At 60.2% G+C, this 20,037-nt stretch carries 21 protein-coding genes; 8 read left to right on the top strand and 13 right to left on the bottom strand.

The features are described 5' to 3' along the window. Window positions 1–130: 130 nt before the first annotated feature. From rpoD to rpsU, 3 genes are all read right to left on the bottom strand, one after another. Window positions 131–1,975 (bottom strand): RNA polymerase sigma factor RpoD, encoded by a 1,845-nt coding sequence (rpoD, locus tag ADS46_RS09950; protein WP_066319531.1) that lies wholly within the window; start codon window positions 1,973–1,975, stop codon window positions 131–133. A gap of 233 nt (window positions 1,976–2,208) precedes the next feature. Beyond that, window positions 2,209–4,065 (bottom strand): DNA primase, encoded by a 1,857-nt coding sequence (gene dnaG, locus ADS46_RS09945; protein WP_066319529.1) that lies wholly within the window; start codon window positions 4,063–4,065, stop codon window positions 2,209–2,211. Between the two features lie 191 nt (window positions 4,066–4,256). Beyond that, window positions 4,257–4,472 carry a 30S ribosomal protein S21 gene (rpsU, locus tag ADS46_RS09940; protein WP_007113641.1) on the bottom strand — a complete coding sequence of 72 codons (216 nt, stop codon included), beginning with the start codon at window positions 4,470–4,472 and terminating at the stop codon, window positions 4,257–4,259. A 200-nt stretch (window positions 4,473–4,672) separates the two neighbouring features. Between rpsU and tsaD the strand changes: the two genes are divergently transcribed. After that, a complete protein-coding gene (gene tsaD / locus ADS46_RS09935) occupies window positions 4,673–5,722 on the top strand; it encodes a tRNA (adenosine(37)-N6)-threonylcarbamoyltransferase complex transferase subunit TsaD (RefSeq protein ID WP_066319527.1) in 1,050 nt (349 codons plus the stop codon). A gap of 7 nt (window positions 5,723–5,729) precedes the next feature. Here the strand turns inward: tsaD and plsY are convergent, their stop codons facing one another. Next, window positions 5,730–6,302 (bottom strand): glycerol-3-phosphate 1-O-acyltransferase PlsY, encoded by a 573-nt coding sequence (plsY, locus tag ADS46_RS09930; RefSeq protein ID WP_066319737.1) that lies wholly within the window; start codon window positions 6,300–6,302, stop codon window positions 5,730–5,732. Window positions 6,303–6,382: 80 nt separating this feature from the next. Here plsY and folB point away from each other — a divergent pair, with 80 nt between their 5' ends. Both folB and folK read left to right on the top strand, forming a co-directional pair. Beyond that, on the top strand, window positions 6,383–6,763 hold the full coding sequence (gene folB / locus ADS46_RS09925; protein ID WP_066319526.1) for a dihydroneopterin aldolase: 381 nt from the start codon (window positions 6,383–6,385) through the stop codon (window positions 6,761–6,763). After that, complete coding sequence (gene folK / locus ADS46_RS09920; RefSeq protein ID WP_066319525.1) at window positions 6,760–7,305, top strand: 2-amino-4-hydroxy-6-hydroxymethyldihydropteridine diphosphokinase; 546 nt, start codon at window positions 6,760–6,762, stop codon at window positions 7,303–7,305. The genes folB and folK overlap by 4 nt, the downstream gene beginning before the upstream one ends. A gap of 10 nt (window positions 7,306–7,315) precedes the next feature. On the opposite strand, the gene ADS46_RS09915 is transcribed toward folK, so the two are convergent. The 7 genes from ADS46_RS09915 to ADS46_RS09885 all read right to left on the bottom strand — a co-directional run bounded on the left by ADS46_RS09915 (window position 7,316) and on the right by ADS46_RS09885 (window position 15,087). Then, window positions 7,316–8,437: a polynucleotide adenylyltransferase gene (locus ADS46_RS09915; RefSeq protein WP_066319522.1), complete on the bottom strand. Its 1,122-nt coding sequence runs from the start codon at window positions 8,435–8,437 to the stop codon at window positions 7,316–7,318. Beyond that, window positions 8,434–9,258, bottom strand: coding sequence for a symmetrical bis(5'-nucleosyl)-tetraphosphatase (locus ADS46_RS09910; protein ID WP_066319521.1), 825 nt, complete (start codon window positions 9,256–9,258; stop codon window positions 8,434–8,436). Before ADS46_RS09910 ends, ADS46_RS09915 begins: the two co-directional genes overlap by 4 nt. Before the next feature lie 28 nt (window positions 9,259–9,286). Further along, complete coding sequence (apaG, locus tag ADS46_RS09905) at window positions 9,287–9,664, bottom strand: Co2+/Mg2+ efflux protein ApaG (protein WP_066319518.1); 378 nt, start codon at window positions 9,662–9,664, stop codon at window positions 9,287–9,289. After that, window positions 9,661–10,476: a 16S rRNA (adenine(1518)-N(6)/adenine(1519)-N(6))-dimethyltransferase RsmA gene (gene rsmA / locus ADS46_RS09900; protein WP_066319515.1), complete on the bottom strand. Its 816-nt coding sequence runs from the start codon at window positions 10,474–10,476 to the stop codon at window positions 9,661–9,663. Before rsmA ends, apaG begins: the two co-directional genes overlap by 4 nt. A gap of 71 nt (window positions 10,477–10,547) precedes the next feature. Further along, a complete protein-coding gene (gene pdxA / locus ADS46_RS09895) occupies window positions 10,548–11,603 on the bottom strand; it encodes a 4-hydroxythreonine-4-phosphate dehydrogenase PdxA (protein ID WP_066319514.1) in 1,056 nt (351 codons plus the stop codon). Further along, window positions 11,603–12,619: a peptidylprolyl isomerase gene (locus ADS46_RS09890; protein ID WP_066319512.1), complete on the bottom strand. Its 1,017-nt coding sequence runs from the start codon at window positions 12,617–12,619 to the stop codon at window positions 11,603–11,605. Before ADS46_RS09890 ends, pdxA begins: the two co-directional genes overlap by 1 nt. 38 nt (window positions 12,620–12,657) lie before the next feature. After that, on the bottom strand, window positions 12,658–15,087 hold the full coding sequence (locus ADS46_RS09885; protein WP_066319504.1) for an LPS-assembly protein LptD: 2,430 nt from the start codon (window positions 15,085–15,087) through the stop codon (window positions 12,658–12,660). 70 nt (window positions 15,088–15,157) lie between these two features. Here ADS46_RS09885 and ADS46_RS09880 point away from each other — a divergent pair, with 70 nt between their 5' ends. The 5 genes from ADS46_RS09880 (at window position 15,158) to speD (ending at window position 18,763) form a co-directional block, all read left to right on the top strand. Further along, a complete protein-coding gene (locus tag ADS46_RS09880) occupies window positions 15,158–16,168 on the top strand; it encodes an aminoglycoside phosphotransferase family protein (protein WP_066319501.1) in 1,011 nt (336 codons plus the stop codon). Beyond that, window positions 16,165–16,839 carry an N-acetylmuramate alpha-1-phosphate uridylyltransferase MurU gene (gene murU / locus ADS46_RS09875; protein WP_066319500.1) on the top strand — a complete coding sequence of 225 codons (675 nt, stop codon included), beginning with the start codon at window positions 16,165–16,167 and terminating at the stop codon, window positions 16,837–16,839. Before ADS46_RS09880 ends, murU begins: the two co-directional genes overlap by 4 nt. After that, the gene (locus tag ADS46_RS09870) at window positions 16,836–17,231 is read left to right on the top strand and encodes a gamma-glutamylcyclotransferase family protein (protein ID WP_066319498.1); all 396 of its coding nucleotides are present in this window, start codon (window positions 16,836–16,838) and stop codon (window positions 17,229–17,231) included. The genes murU and ADS46_RS09870 overlap by 4 nt, the downstream gene beginning before the upstream one ends. 95 nt (window positions 17,232–17,326) lie before the next feature. Beyond that, a complete protein-coding gene (locus ADS46_RS09865) occupies window positions 17,327–17,746 on the top strand; it encodes an OsmC family protein (RefSeq protein WP_066319734.1) in 420 nt (139 codons plus the stop codon). 222 nt (window positions 17,747–17,968) lie between these two features. Continuing rightward, entirely contained in the window at window positions 17,969–18,763 is a 795-nt protein-coding gene (speD, locus tag ADS46_RS09860) for an adenosylmethionine decarboxylase (protein ID WP_066319497.1), read from the top strand. 10 nt (window positions 18,764–18,773) lie between these two features. Here speD and lpxL read toward each other — a convergent pair whose 3' ends face one another. After that, entirely contained in the window at window positions 18,774–19,688 is a 915-nt protein-coding gene (gene lpxL / locus ADS46_RS09855; protein WP_066319495.1) for an LpxL/LpxP family Kdo(2)-lipid IV(A) lauroyl/palmitoleoyl acyltransferase, read from the bottom strand. 15 nt (window positions 19,689–19,703) lie between these two features. Continuing rightward, on the bottom strand, window positions 19,704–20,037 hold a 334-nt coding region (locus tag ADS46_RS09850), incomplete at its 5' end, for an alanine racemase C-terminal domain-containing protein (protein ID WP_324611675.1).

The following is a 20,037-nucleotide window of genomic DNA, read 5'->3' as shown; positions in this document are numbered from 1 at the left end:
TACTGCTTGCTCGCCGCGTCCATCGGGCGCGCAAGCAGGCCCCATAGCCCCATATACTCGCCATACAGAAAACCCCCGCCGTTCGATGATGAACGGCGGGGTTTTTTAATACCACTTCAAGCCTTTCGGGTTACTCGTCGAGGAACGAACGCAGCGGTTCGGAGCGGCTCGGATGACGCAGCTTACGTAACGCCTTGGCTTCAATCTGGCGAATTCGCTCACGGGTCACATCGAACTGCTTGCCGACCTCTTCAAGCGTGTGGTCGGTGTTCATATCGATACCAAACCGCATGCGCAGCACCTTGGCCTCACGCGCCGTCAAGCCGCCCAACACATTGCGCGTGGCTTCGACCAAGCCTTCGCCGGTGGCCAGATCGATCGGCAGCAGCATGGTGCCGTCCTCGATAAAGTCACCCAGGTGCGAGTCGTCGTCGTCGCCAATGGGCGTCTCCATGGAGATCGGCTCTTTGGCAATCTTGAGCACCTTGCGGACCTTATCTTCCGGCATTTCCAGGCGCTCACCCAGTTCTTCCGGTGTCGGCTCGCGGCCCATTTCCTGCAGCATCTGACGCGATACGCGGTTGAGCTTGTTGATCGTTTCGATCATGTGCACCGGAATACGGATCGTGCGGGCCTGATCGGCAATCGACCGGGTAATCGCCTGACGAATCCACCAGGTCGCATAGGTCGAGAACTTGTAGCCACGGCGATATTCGAACTTGTCGACCGCTTTCATCAGACCAATATTGCCTTCCTGAATCAGATCCAGGAACTGCAAACCGCGATTGGTATACTTCTTGGCAATCGAGATCACCAAGCGCAGGTTGGCTTCCACCATCTCTTTCTTGGCACGGCGGGCTTTCGCTTCGCCGATCGACAGCTTGCGGTTGACCTCTTTCAGGTCAGACACTTTGAGCTGCACCATGTCCTCTTCAAAGGCAATCTTGCGCTGACAGCGGGCAATATCGGCGCGCAGCGATTCCAGACGGTCGGCGTACTTGGGCTGCTCGGACTGAAACGCATCCAGCCATTTCGGGTCTGACTCGCTGCCCGGAAACGACTTGATGAAGGTCTTGCGCGGCACCTTGGCTTTCTTCACGCACATCTGCATGACAGCTTTTTCCTGAGCACGCACCTGCTCAATGCTAATGCGCACCTGCCCCACCAATCGCTCGAAATGCTTGGGCACCAGCTTGATCGGGGAGAACAGCACCGCCAGACGCGCCTGCTCTGCTTTCAGCTCAGCGCTTCCACGACCGTACTTGGTAAAGGCCGCTTCCACCGCTGCGTTCTGCTCACGAATCTGTTCGAAACGCGCACGCGCCTCTTCGGGATCCGGGCCGCCTTCGCTCGCGGTGGAGTCATCGTCTTCGTCGTCGCCTTCAACGTCTTCATCAATCTCTGACACGGGCTCCGGTTCGGGCACTTCTGCTTCCGCCACGCCAGGGATCCCTTCATCCGGGTCGATAAACCCCGAGAAGAGGTCGGACAGCCGACCGGGAGCCTCTTCATCCTGTGTCGCGTCGTAGGCGTCCAGAATAGAGGCCACGGCACCAGGCAAATAGGCCAGCGCCGACATGACTTCGCGTGTCCCCTCTTCAATCCGCTTGGCGATTTCAATCTCGCCTTCGCGGGTCAAGAGCTCAACCGTGCCCATTTCACGCATGTACATGCGCACTGGGTCGGTAGTGCGACCGACGTCGCTTTCCACGGCGGCAAGGGCCGCAACGGCCTCTTCCGCAGCGGACTCGTCCGTGGAGTGATCCGACATCATCAAAGTGTCTTCATCTGGCGCTTCTTCAACGACACTGATACCCATGTCGTTGATCATGCCAATGATGTCTTCCACTTGATCCGGGTCGGCGATATCCTCGGGTAGATGGTCGTTGACCTCGGCATAGGTCAGGTAACCCTGTTCCTTGCCGCGCGCGATCAACTCCTTCAGACGCGACTGCTGCTGTGCATTTCCAGCCATAGAAACCCTATCTCGACGAAGAAGAATGAAGCACCTGAAGCGCTGATGTAAAAACCTGCAAGCCTAACATTATAGCGTGAATGGCTTGAGTTTTTCCAGTTTGTGTATTTGCGCTGTCATTCAGGTGTGTTAGGTTGATTGGTTAGCCACTTTTTAACCCGTGGCATTAGATCTGGAGGCGGCACGGTAATAATTCAACCCGCCTCTCTTCATGTCATGCTGCACAAGCAGCGTTAATGCGGTCGCCGGGACAGTTCCATTACCAAGCTAGCCAGACGCTGCCGCTGTGCTTTATCGAGCTTTTGCCCGTCGCGCTCTTGCGCCAGCAATGCTTCATATTCCTCTCGCGGCGATTGCTGGCGCTGTACATGGCTCAAATGCGCCACTAACCCCGTTAGCTCTGTTTCCCGCGTTGCCCTTGGGATCAGCAGTTCCCGCTTTGCAAAATCAGCCAGCCGGGCACCCTCCGCACTGCCTTGAAAATGCGCCAGAACCACCTGAGGACTGCGATAACGCCCGGCCCTCAAGAGTGCCAGCAATTCCTGGCAGAGACGCACATCACTACCCTCCGGCCCGTCACTGTCCGGCAACCAGGCGTCACTCTCAGGCAGGCTCGCCACCAGGCCGGGTTCGTGAAGCAGTAGCTGTATAATTCGCCCAACCGGCGACAGCGCCTGCTCACGAACCGACCGACGCCCAGGCGCGCTCTTCTGCCTGGAATCCGCCGTACCGGGGGCTTCAACCGACTCCCCACGCGCCTGCTGCTGGCGCGCCACCGCCTTGACACGCTTTTCAAGCAGTTCTTTCAACTGCTCCTGAGCCAAGCCGCTACGCTTGGCAAGCGCCTCAAGCATCAATGACTTGAGCATGCCGTCCGGCACCTTGTTCAATGCCTCAAGCACCTGACTGGCAAACCGTTCACGCCCCTCCACGGTATTCAGGTCACGCCCCTGGGCTGCCTGCTCGAAGAGAAACTCGGACAGCGGCATGGCACAGGTGACGCGGTCCTGAAAAGCCTCGGTTCCTTCCCGGCGTACCAGCGTATCCGGGTCATCGCCTTCCGGCAGAAACAGGAATCGCGCCTCTCGGCCGTCAATCATCATCGGCAGCGCGGTTTCGAGTGCCCGACTGGCCGCCTCGCGGCCAGCCCGGTCGCCGTCGAAACAGAACACCACGCGCCCCACAAGACGGAACAGGCGACTCAAGTGGTCTTCCGTGGTGGCCGTTCCCAGGGTGGCTACGGCATTATGGATGCCGTACTGGGCCAGCGCCACGACGTCCATGTAGCCCTCGACCATCACCAGTTGCTCAAGCCTGCTGGAAGCTTGGCGGGCTTCATAAAGGCCGTAAAGCTCACGCCCTTTATGAAACACGGGGGTTTCCGGGGAGTTGAGGTACTTGGGCTGACCATCCCCCATTACCCGACCACCGAAAGCGATTGTACGACCGCGCAGATCACGAATCGGGAACATGACCCGGTCACGAAAGCGGTCGTAGGTGCGCCCCGTGTCTTCACGGTGAATCAACAGACCATATTCAACCTGTACCGACTCGCTGACACCCCGTTCGCTCAGATGCTGCTTGAGCGCTTCCCAGCCCCCTGGTGCATAGCCAATGCCATAGTCACTGATGACATCACTGGAAAGACCACGCTCATGCAGGTACCGCTTGGCTTCGCCACCCTCCTGCATCTTGAGCCGTTCGCGGTAAAAGCTGGCGGCAAGCTCGAGCAGGTTAACGCCCTCTTTACGCTTTTTTTCGCGTTGCTGAGCGCGCGGGTCATCAGCCCCTTCCCGGGGCACTTCAATTCCCAAGCGCCCGGCCAACTGCTCAACTGCTTCGGGAAACGGCAGCTTGTCGTACTCCATCAAAAACCGCAGCGCATTGCCGTGTGCCCCACAGCCGAAACAGTGATAGAACTGCTTGTCGGCGCTCACCGTAAACGAAGGGGTTTTCTCTTGATGGAAAGGACATAGCCCCGAGTAGTTGCGGCCTGCCTTTTTCAGCTGTACACGCTCACCGACCACCTCCACCACATCAACGCGGCCCAGAAGATCGTCGATAAAACGCTGTGGAATTTGGCCAGCCATGGATGCAGGCATCCTCGCGCGGGGCGCTGATTCGCGAACCTAACGTCATCAGACACTATCGCCAGAAACGGCCATGCCCGATCACCTTAAACACGCTTTGATAAACGCAAAACAAGCGGCCACCTAGATGGCGGCCGCTCGGCATCCCTCTAGAAACACACTATGCATAACACAGCGTGTTTCGGTACGGATCAATAGAGCCGTTCGAAACGCTTTTGTTCACGCTGAATCTTCTTGGCGTGACGCTTTACGGCCGCAGCCGCTTTGCGCTTGCGCTCAGCAGTTGGCTTCTCGTAGTGCTCGCGACGACGTACTTCAGAGAGAACGCCAGCTTTTTCGCAAGAACGCTTGAAGCGACGCAGGGCGACGTCAAACGGCTCGTTATCACGTACTTTTACAGAAGGCATTAAGCACTCACCTACCTTAAGGAGTCTTGAGTTCGGATAGTACGCGCACCGTGACGCATGTTATGCGAGCGCAGTGCACGACTCAGTTTTACAGCGCACAATATTCTAATCCTGCTGGACACGCTTTGCAAATGCTACCACCCGCCTGGCGCTGAGAATGCTAGACTACGGCAACTATTTTTTCACAGAGTTATTGTCCTATGCGCGTACTGGGCATTGAAACGTCCTGCGACGAAACCGGCGTCGCCATTTACGACACCTCGCTGAGCGGCGGCCAAGGCCTGCTCGCCGATGCACTTTACAGTCAAATTGCCATGCACACCGATTACGGTGGCGTTGTGCCCGAACTGGCCTCCCGCGACCACACCCGCAAGCTGCTGCCGCTCATCGAGCAAGTTCTGGACGACGCCGGGCTCCAGCGCCACGACCTTGACGGCATCGCCTACACCGCTGGCCCCGGGCTGGTCGGTGCCTTGATGGTGGGCGCCAGCACCGCCCATGGCATGGCCCGCGGGCTGGGCATTCCCGTGCTTGGCGTGCACCACATGGAAGGCCATTTACTGGCCCCCATGCTCGAAGACGATGCCCCGGACTTCCCATTTGTGGCGCTGCTGGTGTCCGGCGGCCATACCCAACTGGTGAACGTGCAGGGGCTTGGCCACTACCAACTGCTCGGCGAGTCTGTCGACGATGCCGCTGGCGAAGCCTTCGACAAAGCCGCCAAAATGCTTGGACTGGCCTACCCGGGCGGCCCTCACGTGGCAGCGCTGGCCGAACAGGGAGACCCTGAGCGTTTTCGCTTTCCCCGCCCGATGACCGACCGCCCGGGGCTGGATTTCAGCTTTTCCGGGTTGAAAACCCACACCCTCACGGCGATTCGCCAGTTGGAAGCGGCGGGCGAGCTAAATGAGCAGGCCCGTGCTGACGTTGCCCGCGCCTTTGAAGAAGCCGTGGTAGACACCCTGGTCATCAAGTGCCGCCGGGCGCTGGATCAAACCGGCCTTAAGCGCCTGGTCGTGGCGGGCGGCGTAAGCGCCAATCACCGTCTCCGCGAACGACTCGCCCAGGCCTGTGAAAAACGCCGGGCAAAGGCCTACTACCCACGCGGGCGTTTTTGTACCGACAACGGCGCGATGATTGCCTACGTGGGGGCCCAACGACTCGCCACCGGCGAGCAGGACGCCAGCGGCATCATGCAGGCCACACCGCGCTGGCCGCTCGCCGACCTGGTGGCACCGGCCGCACCCTAGCCGCCTCTCAGGAGCCGCCAAATGGCGGCTCCTCACCACGCTTTAGCCGACGAATATTCAGCGCATGACGGGTCAGCACCAGCAGGCTGAACCCGCCAACCACCAGCACATAAGACGGTGCCAGCCAACTGCATACCAGCGGCGCCGCCATAGCGCTCCAAAGCGACGCCAGCGCTGCTGTTTTCAGCCGCCAGGCAAGCAGGGCCCAGACCAGGGCACTGATTAGCGCCACGGCGGGCACCAATACCAGTAGCACACCGAATGCACTGGCCACTGCCTTGCCACCACGAAACCCATGCCATAACGGGTAGCTGTGGCCCAGCAAGACGGCCAGCCCCACCATCCCCTGAAGCCAGACGGGAAAATCCAGCAGCTTGGCGGCGAGCACCGCGGGCATGCCTTTCAGCGCATCCAGCAGCAGCGTGGCTGCCGCCAGACGGGCGCCGTACAGGCGCAGCACATTGGAAAAGCCGGGGTTGTGCGAGCCGTGCTGGCGGGGGTCGGGCACCCCTGCCCAGCGGCAGACGCTAAGCGCCGCCAGCCAACTACCGCTCGCGTATCCCACTAGTATCCATATCATGCCATTGTGCTCACGTTGGCTACTGTTGCTGAGCGCTTTGCTCACGTACAATCGCTCGCTCGTTGTGTTGGGGAAGGCTCATGGACCGCATTTTCATCGAAGCGCTTGAGGTAGATACCATTATTGGCGTCTACGAATGGGAGCGCACCATTCATCAGTCACTGCGCCTGGATTTAACCCTGGCGACCGATATCCGCTCGGCAGCGGCCACCGATGACCTTCGGCTGACGCTGGATTACGCTACCATTTGCCAGCGTATTCAACAGTTTGCTGATACGCATCAGTTTGCCCTGGTGGAGACCTTCGCCGAGCGCCTGGCCGCCTGCCTACGCAATGATTTTCCGATCAGCTGGCTACGACTTACCGTCCACAAACCCGGCGCCGTCCCCAATGCGCGCAGCGTCGGCCTGGAAATCACCCGCGGTACGCTCCCCGAAGAAACCGGAGCACCCGCCTCATGAGCTTAGTGACCGTGAGCCTGGGCAGCAATATCGAGCCCGCCAGACACATTCGCCTATGCCTTGATGCGCTGGCCGACACCTTCGGTACGCTTGAGGTATCCCGGGTGTTCGAGAGTGAACCCGTTGGCTTCAGCGATCGGCGCAATTTTTTCAACCTGGTGGTGGCATTCGAGAGCGACTGGCGACCCGGCGAGCTTCAAGCCTGGGCCAAACAGCTGGAAGCCAACCACGGCCGAACGCCGGAGACAACAAAATACAGCCCCCGCGCGCTGGATATCGACCTGCTGACAGTGGGTGATACCTGCGGCATCGTCGACGGGATCACGCTACCCCGCGCCGAAATCAACTACAACGCCTTTGTCTTGCAGCCCCTGGCCGAACTCCTGCCCACGCACTGCCACCCCCACTGTCGCACCCCCTATGCAACGCTCTGGGCAGCATTTGACCTGGGCGCCCAGCGCTTGTGGGCCATCGATTTCGAATGGCAAGGCAGGTGGATTTCCCGGGCCGACACACCGCTGCGCCAAGCGCTGGCCCGCTAAACCGGCAACGTCAATGGAGCGTTTTCTCGATAGCCAGGTAACGACGCTCTTTTAGCGCAGCCCCCAGCTCGGCCCCCTGAAAACCTTCGGCCATCAGCGACTGTGGACTTACCTGTTGCGCGGCCTGCCAAGCGGCATTCAAGGCATCCACTTGCTCCGGGGCCAACGCCGCCACCAGCGTCAACTGGGTATATACCTGAGCAGGCTTCCGCCAGGCATCGAGGCGCTCGAGCCAGTGAGATACCGCCGCGGCATCGAGCGCACCCTCGACCAGGTGGCGACTCAGGGCCGCATGCCGCGCTAGCTGTGCCACCGCATTCGGCAACCGTAGCCGCCTGGCCAGCGACTCGCGTGCGGCATCGTCCAGTGGCGACACCAGCAGCGCATAGCGCCATTCGGCACTGGCCAGCGCATCATCATCCAGCCCCGGCGACATAGCGTTGAGACAATCACTCAAGCGACCACCCGTTAATTCAGGCCACCAGGTCGTCAGCGCTTCACACTGGTCAAGCGTGGTGAAGTAGCTCGCCGGCTGCTCTTCACCCAGCGCCTTTTCGGTTTCCCGCCATACCCGTTCAGCGGCCAGATAGGCCAGCTCACCGCTGCGGCTGACCTCACCCATCAACGCCATCGTATCCGGCGCAATCACAAAGCCCAGCGTTGTGTAGCGCGCCAGAAAGCGCGCCGTGCGCAACACACGCAGCGGATCTTCGCGAAACGCGGGGGAGACATGCCGTAACTGTCGCTGCTCGATGTCCTGCTGACCATCAAAAGGATCGATCAGGGTGCCATCCGGTGCTTCCGCGATCGCATTGACGGTCAGATCGCGACGCAGCAAGTCATCCTCAAGGGTGACGTCGGGGCTGGCGATCACTTCGAAACCTGCGTAGCCATGCCCGGCTTTCCGCTCGGTGCGTGCCAGAGCATATTCTTCAGCGCTCTCAGGATGAAGAAACACCGGAAAGTCGCGCCCCACTGGCTTGAACCCACGCTTCAGCATCTCATCAGGCGTGGCGCCGACCACCACCCAGTCGTTGTCATAGACCGGCCAGCCCAATAGCTTGTCGCGCACCGCCCCGCCTACTCGGTAAACATCCAGACCGGCGATACGCGGATCGCTGGCGTCCGTCATCGTGGTGAACCTTGTGATTGATGGCTTGGTACACTGGTACACTCCCCCGTCGCCAGATCAAGGGCGGTCAGCTTCCCGCCCCAGGCGCAGCCAGTATCCAGGGCGTCAACTCGCACACGGGCACCGGGCGTTTCTCCACCGAGTGCCGCCCAGTGGCCAAACACTAGTTGAGGATCATCGTCGCGGGGGAACTGGAACCACGGCGCAAACCCCGGAGGAGCGCTTTCAAGCCCCTGATTGGCATCGAAATCCAGGCGCCCTGCGGCATCGATAAAGCGCATGCGGGTGAGCACATTGACAATGCAGCGCAGGCGATCCATACCGTCAAGCGCGTTGCTCCACTGCGCCGGGTGGTTACCGTAAAGCTGGTTTAAAAAGCGCCCTGAGGTCTCGCTCATCAATGCCGCCTGCACTTCGCCGGAAAGTGATACCACCTGGGCAAGATCCCATTGGGGCAGCAGGCCTGCGTGGGTCATCAGCCGGTTCCCTTCATGCACCGCCAGTGGCTGACTCTGAAGCCAGTCGAGCAAACGCTCACGGTCAGGCGCCGCCAACACGGCCTCGAGGCTGGCATGCTTCTTGACCTTGCCACCGCCCCGTGCGGCTACCAGCAAGTGAAAGTCATGATTGCCCAGCACACAGCGAACGCGACTGCCCAACCTTTCAGCTTCGCGCAGGCAGGCCAGGGAGTCGGGCCCTCGGTTGACCAGGTCGCCGACCAGCCAGAGGGTATCCTGCGCCGGATTGAAACTTAGCTTATCCAGCAGGACCATCCATTCGCTATAACAGCCGTGCAGGTCGCCAATCGCATAGGTGCTCATTGTCAAAGGCCTTTCCGGTCATGGGTCGTCAGTGCAGTTGATAAGGTACCGCAAGTCGAAAGGTAGGAACTGCCACTTCAAAAACCCGTTGGGTCGAGGTATCCAGCAAGGTGTAGACGCCTTCCATGACCCCCACGGGCGTCTGCAGCATGGCGCGGCTTGTATAACGAAACTGCTGGCCCGGGCCAATCAGCGGTTGCTGACCCACGACCCCCTTGCCGCGCACTTCCTGGTGTTCGCCGCTGCCATGGGTGATTTTCCAGTAGCGCGCCATCAGTTGAACACTGTGCGGGCTGCCGTTGTGGACGCTGACGGTATAACTGAATACGAAGCGTGATTCTGCTTCGCTGGATTCTTCAGCACGGTATTCGGGGGTCACCGTGACATCGATCGCCAGGTCGCTCATTGTGTGACACCCCCTTCGCTGGCTGCCACGCGGTTGGCGATCGCCACGAACTCGGCCACCGTCAGCGTTTGCGGGCGGCGCACCGGGTCAATACCGAGCGCCTCCAAAACATCGGCACTCACTCGCCCTTTCAGGTTATTGCGCAGCGTTTTGCGCCGCTGACCGAAGGCAAGCTTGACCAGTTCAAATAACAGCGCTGGGTCATCGGCCGGATGGGGCAGCGTTGCATGGGGCGTGAGGCGGACAATGGCTGAGTCGACACTTGGACGCGGTACAAAGGCCTCAGGCGGGACAATAAAGAGTTGCTCGACCTGGCAGTAATACTGGGCCATGACCGATAAGCGCCCCCAGTCAGGGCCGCCAGGCTCGGCCGCCAAGCGTTCCACCACCTCTTTTTGCAGCATGAAATGCATGTCGGCAATGGCATCGCCCATGGTCAGCAGGTGCACAATCAAGGGCGTCGAGATGTTGTAGGGCAGGTTGCCCACCACACGTAACCCGGGGCCATCGCCTTTGAGGGCGGTGAAATCGAATTTCAGCGCGTCGCCTTCATGGATGACAAAATCCGGGTAATTGAAAAACTGCACGCGCAAGCCTGGAATCAGGTCGCGGTCGAGCTCGACAACCTCCAGCGCACCGGCGGCCTCCAGCAGGGGCTCGGTAAGCGCGCCCTGACCCGGGCCAATTTCAATCAGCCGGTCGCCTTCGCGTGGGCCAATGGCCCGCACAATGCGCGAAATGATCCCCAGGTCACGGAGAAAGTTCTGACCAAAACGTTTACGGGCGCGGTGCTGCTGGGGCGCGTGAGACATCTAACACGATTCCTTGGGGGTCGGTCGTTGGCCAAAAGGCCTGAATAACTACATGGTTGCGTCGCGCGGTGCTAGCCCAACGAGGCGTCGCGCTGGTCGGCGAGCCGCCGCGCCAGCGATAGCGCCACTTGCAGGCTACCGGGGTCGGCAACGCCCTTGCCTGCCAGCGTTAACGCCGTGCCATGGTCAACAGAGGTACGCACTATCGGCAGGCCCAGGGTGATGTTGGCGGCCTGCCCAAAGCCTGCGTATTTTAACACCGCCAGTCCCTGGTCATGATACATGGCGAGGACAGCATCGACACCGGCCAGATGGCGCGGGGTAAACAGCGTATCGGCGGGGAAAGGGCCGCTGATCGCCATGCCCGTCTGGCGCAGCTTGTCGAGGGCGGGAATAATGACATCCAGCTCTTCGCGCCCGAGATGGCCGTCTTCCCCGGCATGGGGGTTCAGGCCGCACACCGCAATGCGCGGGGTCGAAAGGCCGAACTGGTGGCGTAAATCGGCCTCCAGCAGGCGGCTGATACGTATCACACGCTCAAAGGTAATGGCATCCGCCACCTCACGCAGCGGTAAGTGCGTGGTCGCGAGCGCCACGCGCAGGTCACCGCTGCCCTCCCAACCAGGCGCTTGCGCATGCAGGGCGCGATCGGTGGCTAGCATCATGACCACCTCGTCAACGCCGCAGGCGTCGCGCAGCCATTCGGTGTGCCCGGTAAAGCCCGCAAAACCTGCGTCGATAATCACGCCTTTGTGCAACGGCGCGGTGACCATCGCCGCCGCCTGTCCAGCCTGGCAAGCCGTCACGGCAAGCGCCAAGGTCTCAAGCACGTAGCGACTGTTAGCGGTGTTGAGCTCGCCTGGAACCGCGGGTTCGGCGAGTTCAACCGGCCAGACCGCAAGCGTTGCCGCCCGCTGTGCCGGCAGTGCTTGCGACGGCGATACCTCAATGATGTCGACCTCAAGCGACAAGGCCGCGGCGCGTTGCCGCAACATCTGCAGGTCGCCAATCGCGACGGTACCGGCGGGCAAGGCCCCCTGAGCTGCCAGCATCAGCGTCAATTCAGGTCCGATACCGGCGGGTTCACCGGTGGTTATCGCCAACGGCGTTGAGCCACGAGCTTCCATCAAAGACGAATATCAACGAAGGCTTGCGAGCGGATTTGCTGCTGCCAGGTTTCCAGCTCCTGATTGGCGCGGCGCTGGAAGATGGCCTGGCGGACTTCTTCACGCTGGGCTTCCTGGGTCACATCTTGCTGACGCCGATCAAGCACCTCGATAATGTGATAACCGAACTGCGAACGGACCGGCTCGGAGATCTGGTTGACCGCTAGGCCACGCATGGCTTCTTCAAACGCTGGCACCGTCTGCCCAGGGCGCAACCAGCCGAGATCTCCCCCGTTAAGCGCACTGCCATCGTCGTCGCTCATTTCACGGGCCACCTTGGCGAAATCTTCGCCCTGCGCCAGGCGCTCGCGCACTTCCTCGGCTTGCGCCCGCGCCTGGTCCTCACCCCGGGTGGGGGTCAGCTCAATGAGCACGTGACGGGCACGGGTCTCCTGGATAACGGCTTCTTCGTCTGCCTGCCCCATCTGCTGGCTCAAATAGCGGTCAACCTCGCTGTCGCTGACATTGACCTGACGACCGACCTGTCTCTGTTGAACTTGGCGTATCAACATTTCTCTACGCACATTCTCACGAACACTGGCCAGCGTCATGCCATCGGCTTCCACCGCATCGGCAAACTCTTCAAGGGTCATGTTGTTGGATTCGGCGATGGAACGGACTTGCCGGTTCAGTTCGGTATCGTCGATGGTGATGTTGGCATCGCGAGCCATCTGCAACTGAATCTCTTCAAGCACCATGCGCTCCAGCACCTGTTCTTCCAACTGCTGGCGGGAGGGGAGCGATTCACCCCGCGACTGCGCCTGACTTTCGATCTGCGCCAACCGGTTATCCAGCTCACTGCGCATGATAACGCCGTCGTTGACCACCGCGACCACACTGTCCAGCGCCTGGCGCTCCGTGGGCGCCGAGGTCTGGGCCTGAGCACTCAGAGGCACAGCGGCCGCCATGCAAAGAGCCAGCGCACCTCCCAATGAAAGCAGGGTGGCACGGGCGAACAAGGTCTTTCTCAATTTCATAACGTCAGTCTCAATCAGTCGCCATTCTAAAGGCTAATTTATAAAGGCGTCGGGCGGTAACCCGGAATGGTTTGTTCAAAGAACCCATCGGCATTCTGGCCAACGCCGCCTAAACCGCGGAACACAAAGCGCAGGAAGATACCGCGGTCGTTAAAATCATCATCGATACGCGCAGTGTCACTGTCATCGACCCATTCACGCCACACCAGCTGCAGACCATAGCAACAGTCGTTCCACTGCACGCCCACCAGTTGCTCAAGTGAGCGGTCATTGGTTTGATCGTGAAGGTAACGGCCGATCAGATCAATCTGTGGACTGGCCTTCCAGGCAAAGGACAGGTCCCATTCTTCACGATCATAGTTGCGGAATTCGTCATCGCTGGGTTCCACGCCCGGGTTGAAATCTTCGATTTCCCAACGGTAGCCAAGGTTCACTACATGGCCCTCAGGGTGACGATAGCGTACGTCGACGGTAGAGCTTTCTGTACGCTCGCGCTTGTCGTCGTAGAGCCACTCGTAGCCGGTGCTCCAGCGGTCATTAATCTGCCAGTCAACCTGCGTCACCAGCGGCGAGCGATCACGGGTGGCTTTATAGCGGCTTTCAGTGCCTCTGTCTGGCAGCTCATCGGCGTTGCCTTCAATATCTATTCTTCGCTCGTCGAAGTAGACGCTTTGCCCGACACCCACGGATAGCCGTTCGCGGCCGGTTGCGTCTTCAAGCACCCGTGACTCGACCCCCAACGACAGTCGATTCAAATCACCCACCCGGTCGGCACCGGAAAAACGCTGGGCCGACCAAAGCTGATTCCAGGAAAAGGGGCGCTCGCGACTGTCGAAACTAGGTAGATCACTCTGGTCGGTACGCGGCACAAAGGCGTAGTTCAAGCGTGGCTCCAGGGTTTGCCGGTAGTCACGCCCACCCAGCGCCAGTTCACGCTCAAACACCAGGCCGCTGTCCACGGACGTCACCGCAACGCTACGACTCGGCGATTCGCTGTTTTCGGTCACCCGGTTACCATAGTCCAACTGATAATCGGTGTGCCAAAGCTCTGTGCGGGGCTCGATATAACCCCACGGGCGCTCGAACCGCCAACCCACGGCGGGGGTTAGGTGCAAGCGACTCCCTGTCGCCGCTTCGCGCTCAATAACGCGCTGTTCGTTCACATCACGCCAGAAGTAGGTCGCGTTGGAGCGCCACTGGCTGTAAAAACCGTTACCCAGTTGCCAACGGGCGTTGGCGGTCAGGCTTGGCAGGCGGTAAAAAGGCTTGTTGCGTTCGTTAAGCGGGTCATCCAGGCGCTGAAACCCCTGAGCCCGGGCATCCAGTTGCCAACGTTCGCCACGGTAATCGACCTGCGCCAGGCGCTCCATGCTGACCCGGTCACTGCTGCCGAACTCACCGCCGAAGTCATCGAAGTAACGCCCGTCGCTGGCGGCGCCGTAATTTAAACGGTAACGACTCCGCGGGTTGATGCGCCCGGCGTTCTGGGTCTCGAAATACCAGCGATCCTGCCCGGCAAAACGGCCTTCCGCGCCACCCGAGCCGCCGTCATCGCTGTTCAGATAGCCCGCTTCTACGGTGCCGGCAATATCGTCCTGCAGATAGCGGAACTCGCCGTTCAGCAGCAGCCCGTGGTCGGTCATCCAGCGGGGGGTGATGGTCGCGTCGCGATTGGGCGCAATGTTCCAGTAAAACGGCTGTGTATAGTCGACCCCGTCACCGGACACAGAAATCGCCGGGGTCAACAGGCCGGTGTGGCGACGGTCATCGATCGGGAAGCGTACCCAGGGGACGTACATCACGGGCACGTCCTTGATTTCCAGACGCGCATGACGCGCAGTGCCGAAACCCGCCGCCTGATCCAGGCGAATATCGCTACTCACCAGCTGCCAGGTATTTTGGCCGGGATCACAGGTGGTGAAGCTGGCATCCTGCAGGCGGTACTGGTCCTTTTCCAGTTGTTCCAGCTGGACCGCCTGCCCGCGCAGATGCTGGTCGTAAAGCACGAATTGACTATCGTCCAGCTGCGTGCGGTCCTCGTTGAGCATGATCTCAGCCGTATTGCCCCGCACCAGGGCAGTGCCGTCGCGCAGCGCAATATTGCCCTCGGCGTATACCCGCTCGCGGTCAGCGGGCATGGTGACCTGTTCCGCTTCAACCTCTTCGTTCGCTCGTCGCAATACCACGTCGCCACGCAGAATCGTTTTTCCATCGGTAGCGTAGTCAGCCTCAGTGGCCTCGGCCGCCAGCGTTTCCGGATTGTCCTGTTCCGCCAGGCGGTAGCCGGGCATCACGTAACGCCCACGGCATAGCTGAGTTGCCGCTTCTTCTCGTCCCCAAGGCTGCCAGTCCAGCGCCTCCGCCGAGAGTGGCTCGCTCTGTGCCACGACGGAAAAAGAGGCGCTTGCCAGCAAACTGCCCATCAATGTTTGCGCCACTGGCACCGCGCGCGAAAATCGCTTGCCCATGTTCGTTATCCTTGGCATCGAGAATCGGTATTATACAGTCCGCATCATGCCCGACCAGCCAGGAGCTTGCATGTCTTCATCGCGGATTAACGCCCTCATTTCATGGGCCGCGCAACAACACGGTCTTTCCATAGACGCTATTTCCCTTGCCCCGGCCGGGGGTGACGCCAGTTTTCGGCGCTACTTCCGGCTCACGCTACCCGACGGTACGACCCGGGTGGTCATGGATGCCCCTCCCCTGCAGGAAGATAGTCAACCGTTCGTGACCATCGCTCGACGCTTTCGCAGCGCAGGCTTACCCGTCCCTCAGGTACATGCGGCCGACCTGGCGCAGGGTTTTTTACTGCTGGACGATCTGGGTAACACGCCCTTGCAGCAGTTGTTCTCTGATGATGCGCGTATTAGAGGCTATCATAATCAGGCGCTATCGCTGATTGCCGATTTGCAAAATCGTGTATCGCCCGAGGCGCTGCCCGTTTATGACGCCGCGCTATTGGGCCGGGAGCTCGACCTGTTTCCCGAGTGGTGCCTCAGCGAATGGCTGGGCATCGAGGCGCCCGGGAGCTGGACGGCGTTGCGGGCCGAGCTCATTGAACAGTCCCTGACCCAGCCCGTGGTCTGCGTGCACCGCGACTTTGACGCCATGAATTTGATGGTGCTGGATCAGCGCCTTTACATGATCGACTTTCAGGACGCCGTCGCCGGGCCACTCAGCTACGATGCCATCTCGCTGCTGCGGGGACGCTACCTGCGTTTCAGCGAACAGCAGTTTGCGGCGTTCATTCGTGCCTTTCACGCGCAGGCTCAACAGGACGGCCGCCTGTCGCAGCACCTTGATGCCGACACGTTTCTCACCCAGAGCCAGGCCATGGCCGCCCAGCGGACCCTTAAAGTACTGGGTATTTTCTGCCGCCTTACCCTGCGCGACCAAAAAGCCGGTTACCTGGCGCGCCTGCCGCACTTTTTGGACCACCTGGACGACAGCCTGGCCGGCCTGCCCAACCATGCCGAGTTCGCCCACTGGGCGTCCAGCACCCTGCGCCCCGCCATCACGGCACGTTTAAGTGAGGTAGGCGAATGAAGGCAATGATTCTGGCGGCCGGTCTCGGCAAACGCATGCGCCCACTCACCGACCACTGCCCCAAGCCCTTGCTGCCCGTTGCCGGTAAGCCGCTCATCGTCCACCATCTTGAACGGCTCAAACGCGCGGGCATTGATCAGGTGGTGATCAACGTCAGCTACCGCGGCGAGCAGATTATCGAGGCATTGGGCGACGGCCACGCCCATGGGGTCCATATCCAGTGGAGCCGTGAAGCCACCCCGCTCGAGACCGGCGGCGGTATTCTTCACGCCTTGCCTTTACTGGGCGAGAACCCGTTTTTACTCATCAATGGCGATGTCTGGTGCGATCACCTGCCGGATGTAGGCGCCCTGGCGAAGGATGATCTGGCGCATCTGGTGCTGGTGGATAACCCTGGGCACCACCCTGACGGGGATTTCGCCTTGCGCGGCAATCGCATCTACCAAGGCCCTGCCCCGCGCCTGACCTTCGCGGGCATCAGCCTGATACGCCCGGCGCTGGTGGCGAATCACCCGGCAGGCGCCTTTGCCCTGGCGCCGCTGTTGAAACACGCCATCGACAGCCAGCGCGTCAGCGGCGAATACACCGCACAGCACTGGGTCGATGTGGGCACCCCGGAACGCCTTGCCGAGCTGGACACTCACCTGCAAGACCGGAGGTATCCCCAATGACCGCCAGGCACCTGGAAGCCGCCGTCGCCACGACTCCCCTGGTGGCGGTATACGGCACGCTTAAGCAAGGCCTGAATAACGCCCACTGGCTGTCGACAGCAACCCGGCTGGGCGGCGATACCTGCACGGCACTGACCCTCTACGACATCGGCCCCTACCCCGGGGCAAAATGGCAGGCATCGTGCGGGATAAGCCTTGAGGTGTATCGCGTGACGGCCAGCCAGCTTGCCCACCTGGACGCTCTGGAAGATCACCGCCACGAGGCGCCTGAACAGGGCGAGTACCAGCGCCAACTGCTCACGACCCGTTTCGGCAAGGCTTGGGTGTATATTTATAACCCCAGCGTCGACGGCCGCGTGATGATTGCCGAGGGTGGCTGGCCGCCCCAATGAGGCCACCATGAGACAGTGCAGTGCGAACCAGGTAAGAGATGTTATGCTGCGCGACTTACTTTTTATCAGCCAGCCGCCTGAATGAGGAGAGCAACGTGAAAGCACGCGTAAAATGGACAGATGGTCGCCAGTTCGTCGCTGAGTCGGGCAGCGGCCACAGCGTGGTGATTGACGGCCCGCCCGATCACGGCGGCCGCAACACCGGCCCAAGGCCCATGGAAATGCTGCTGATGGGCATGGGCAGCTGCACGGCATTTGATATCCTGAACATTCTCGACAAGGCCCGCGCCGACGTCACCGACTGCGTGGCAGAGCTTGACGCTGAGCGGGCCGACAGCGTGCCTTCGGTGTTTACGCGTATTCACGTGCACTTTGTGGTCACCGGTCGCGCGCTGAAAGAAAAACAGGTCCAGCGCGCCGTCGAGCTGTCCGCAGAAAAATACTGCAGTGCATCGATCATGCTGACCAACGGCGGCGTCGAGATCACCCATTCTTACGAGATCGTCGACGCTTGAACGCCGTGGCATTGAAAAGCATTCAAGCTTAGGCAGGCAGGCCAAAAAACTTGCCCTGTTGGATGCATCCTGCGTCCGGGGCGGGCATAATACGCCCGCTTATTGAGTGCCTGGGATGACCAGGTGTTGAATTGAGTGCTCATCACCATGCGTCGCTAACGCATGATCGGTTCCGGCGTTGGCTCGTCGGGGTGTTTTCATCTGCCATAGGGAGGCTCGGACGTGTCAGATAATCTCCGACTCCACGGGTTTAACAACCTGACCAGCTCGCTAAGCTTCAACATTTACGATATCTGTTACGCCAAGACAGAAGAGCAGCGTGCGGCTTATATCGATTACATCGATGAGCTCTACAATGCCGAACGGCTAACGCAGATTCTTAAAGACGTGACCAACATCATTGGCGCCCATGTGCTGAACATTTCACGTCAGGATTATGAGCCCCACGGCGCCAGCGTGACGATTCTGATTGCCGAACATGAGTTGGATGAAACAGATCCCGAGCAAATAGAACCCGGGCCGGGGCCATTACCTGAAACCGTGGTCGCGCACCTGGATAAAAGCCATGTCACGGTGCACAGCTACCCTGAGTCACATCCGGATAACGGCATCAGCACCTTCCGTCTGGATATCGATGTCTCGACCTGTGGTCATATCAGCCCCCTCAAGGCGCTGAACTACCTGATCCACAGCTTCGACTCCGACATCGTGACGATGGATTACCGTGTTCGCGGCTTTACCCGCGACGTGGACGGCAAGAAGCTGTTTATCGACCACGACATCACCTCGATCCAGGATTACCTGGCCGAAGACACCAAGCATGCCTATCAAATGATCGACGTGAACGTGTACCAGGAAAACATGTTCCATACCAAGATGCTGCTCAAGGACTTCGAGCTGGACAACTACCTGTTCGGCACCTCGAGCCGGGATATCACCTTCGAGGAAGCGCGAGACATTGAAGACCGCTTGCGCAAGGAAATGCTCGAGATCTTCTACTCGCGCAACCTCGACTGAGGGCGTTCGGCTAGTAAACCCCCGGCTCACCCTCGGGCCGGGTCTTGAAACGCCGATGCAACCAGAGATACTGCTCGGGGTGCTGGCGAATCGCCTGCTCGATAAAGGCATTGACCCGAGTGGCATCGGCCACTTCATCGTGGCTGGGATAATCTTCCAGCGCGGGCAGCCACTCGTAGGTGTAGGTACGGTTATCGGGGTTGCGGTAGAAAATCAACGGCACGACCTGCGCCCCGGTCATCCGCGCAATTTTGGCGGTTAACCGCACGGTCGCGGCCTGTTGACCAAAAAACGGGGCAAACACGCTGGCATCACGGCCAAAGTCCTGGTCGGGTGAATACCATACCGAGTGTCCGGCCTTCAGCCGCCGTATAACGCTGCGCAGGTCATGACGGTGAATCATCTCATCGAACACCCGCCGACGGGCGCGGGTCATGAAGCGGTCGAACAGCGGGTTATTGTGCGGGCGGTAGACCGCGTCCGAGCGGAAAAACAGCGAATGCAGCGCGCCTCCCAGATCCAGCGGCGAAAAATGCACGCCGATAATCAGCACCCCCTTCCCCTGCGCCTGGGCCCTGGCCAGATTTTCTTCGCCGATGCACGCGACGCGATGGCGAAAGTCCTCGGGGCTGCGGCACCACGCAACGGCGGTTTCCATCAGCCCGATACCATTGGCAATAAAGGTCTGCTTGACCAACCGGCGCTGTTCGTCAGGACTTTTTTCAGGAAAACAAAGCCTTATATTGACGTCGGTAATGTGCCGACGGCGTTTGGCAAAGCGCCAGGCCAAACGCCCGATTGCCGACCCGATCGCCATGTTCAATCGCCAGGGAAGCCATGCCACGACATGCATGGACGCAATGGCCGCCCAGGTGGGCCAAAAGCGCGGGTGCGCGAAAGAACGGGGATACGATGAACCTGACATGTGTCTCGTCGCCATTTATACAAAAGCGCCATGATAACGGCGCGGCACGCGGGGCAACACCCCTGTCAGCAAGGTATAGCTGATGGTATCGCAGTGGCGAGCAACGTCATCCACCGATAGCACCGTGCCATTGCTTGCACGCCCCCAAAGCACCACCTCGCTGCCAATGACGGCATCGGGCACGCCGCTGACATCCACCGTGAACATGTCCATGGAGACCTTGCCTGCCAGCGAACAGCGCTGACCGTTCACCAGCACTGGCGTGCCATCCTGGGCGTGGCGGTCGTAGCCATCGCCATAGCCCCCGGCCACCACCGCGATGCGCGAGGGACGCGGTGCCCGCCGGGGG

The organism is Halomonas sp. G11 (assembly GCF_001663515.1).
Lineage (GTDB): Bacteria > Pseudomonadota > Gammaproteobacteria > Pseudomonadales > Halomonadaceae > Vreelandella.
This window is presented reverse-complemented; position numbering and strand designations above follow the sequence as displayed.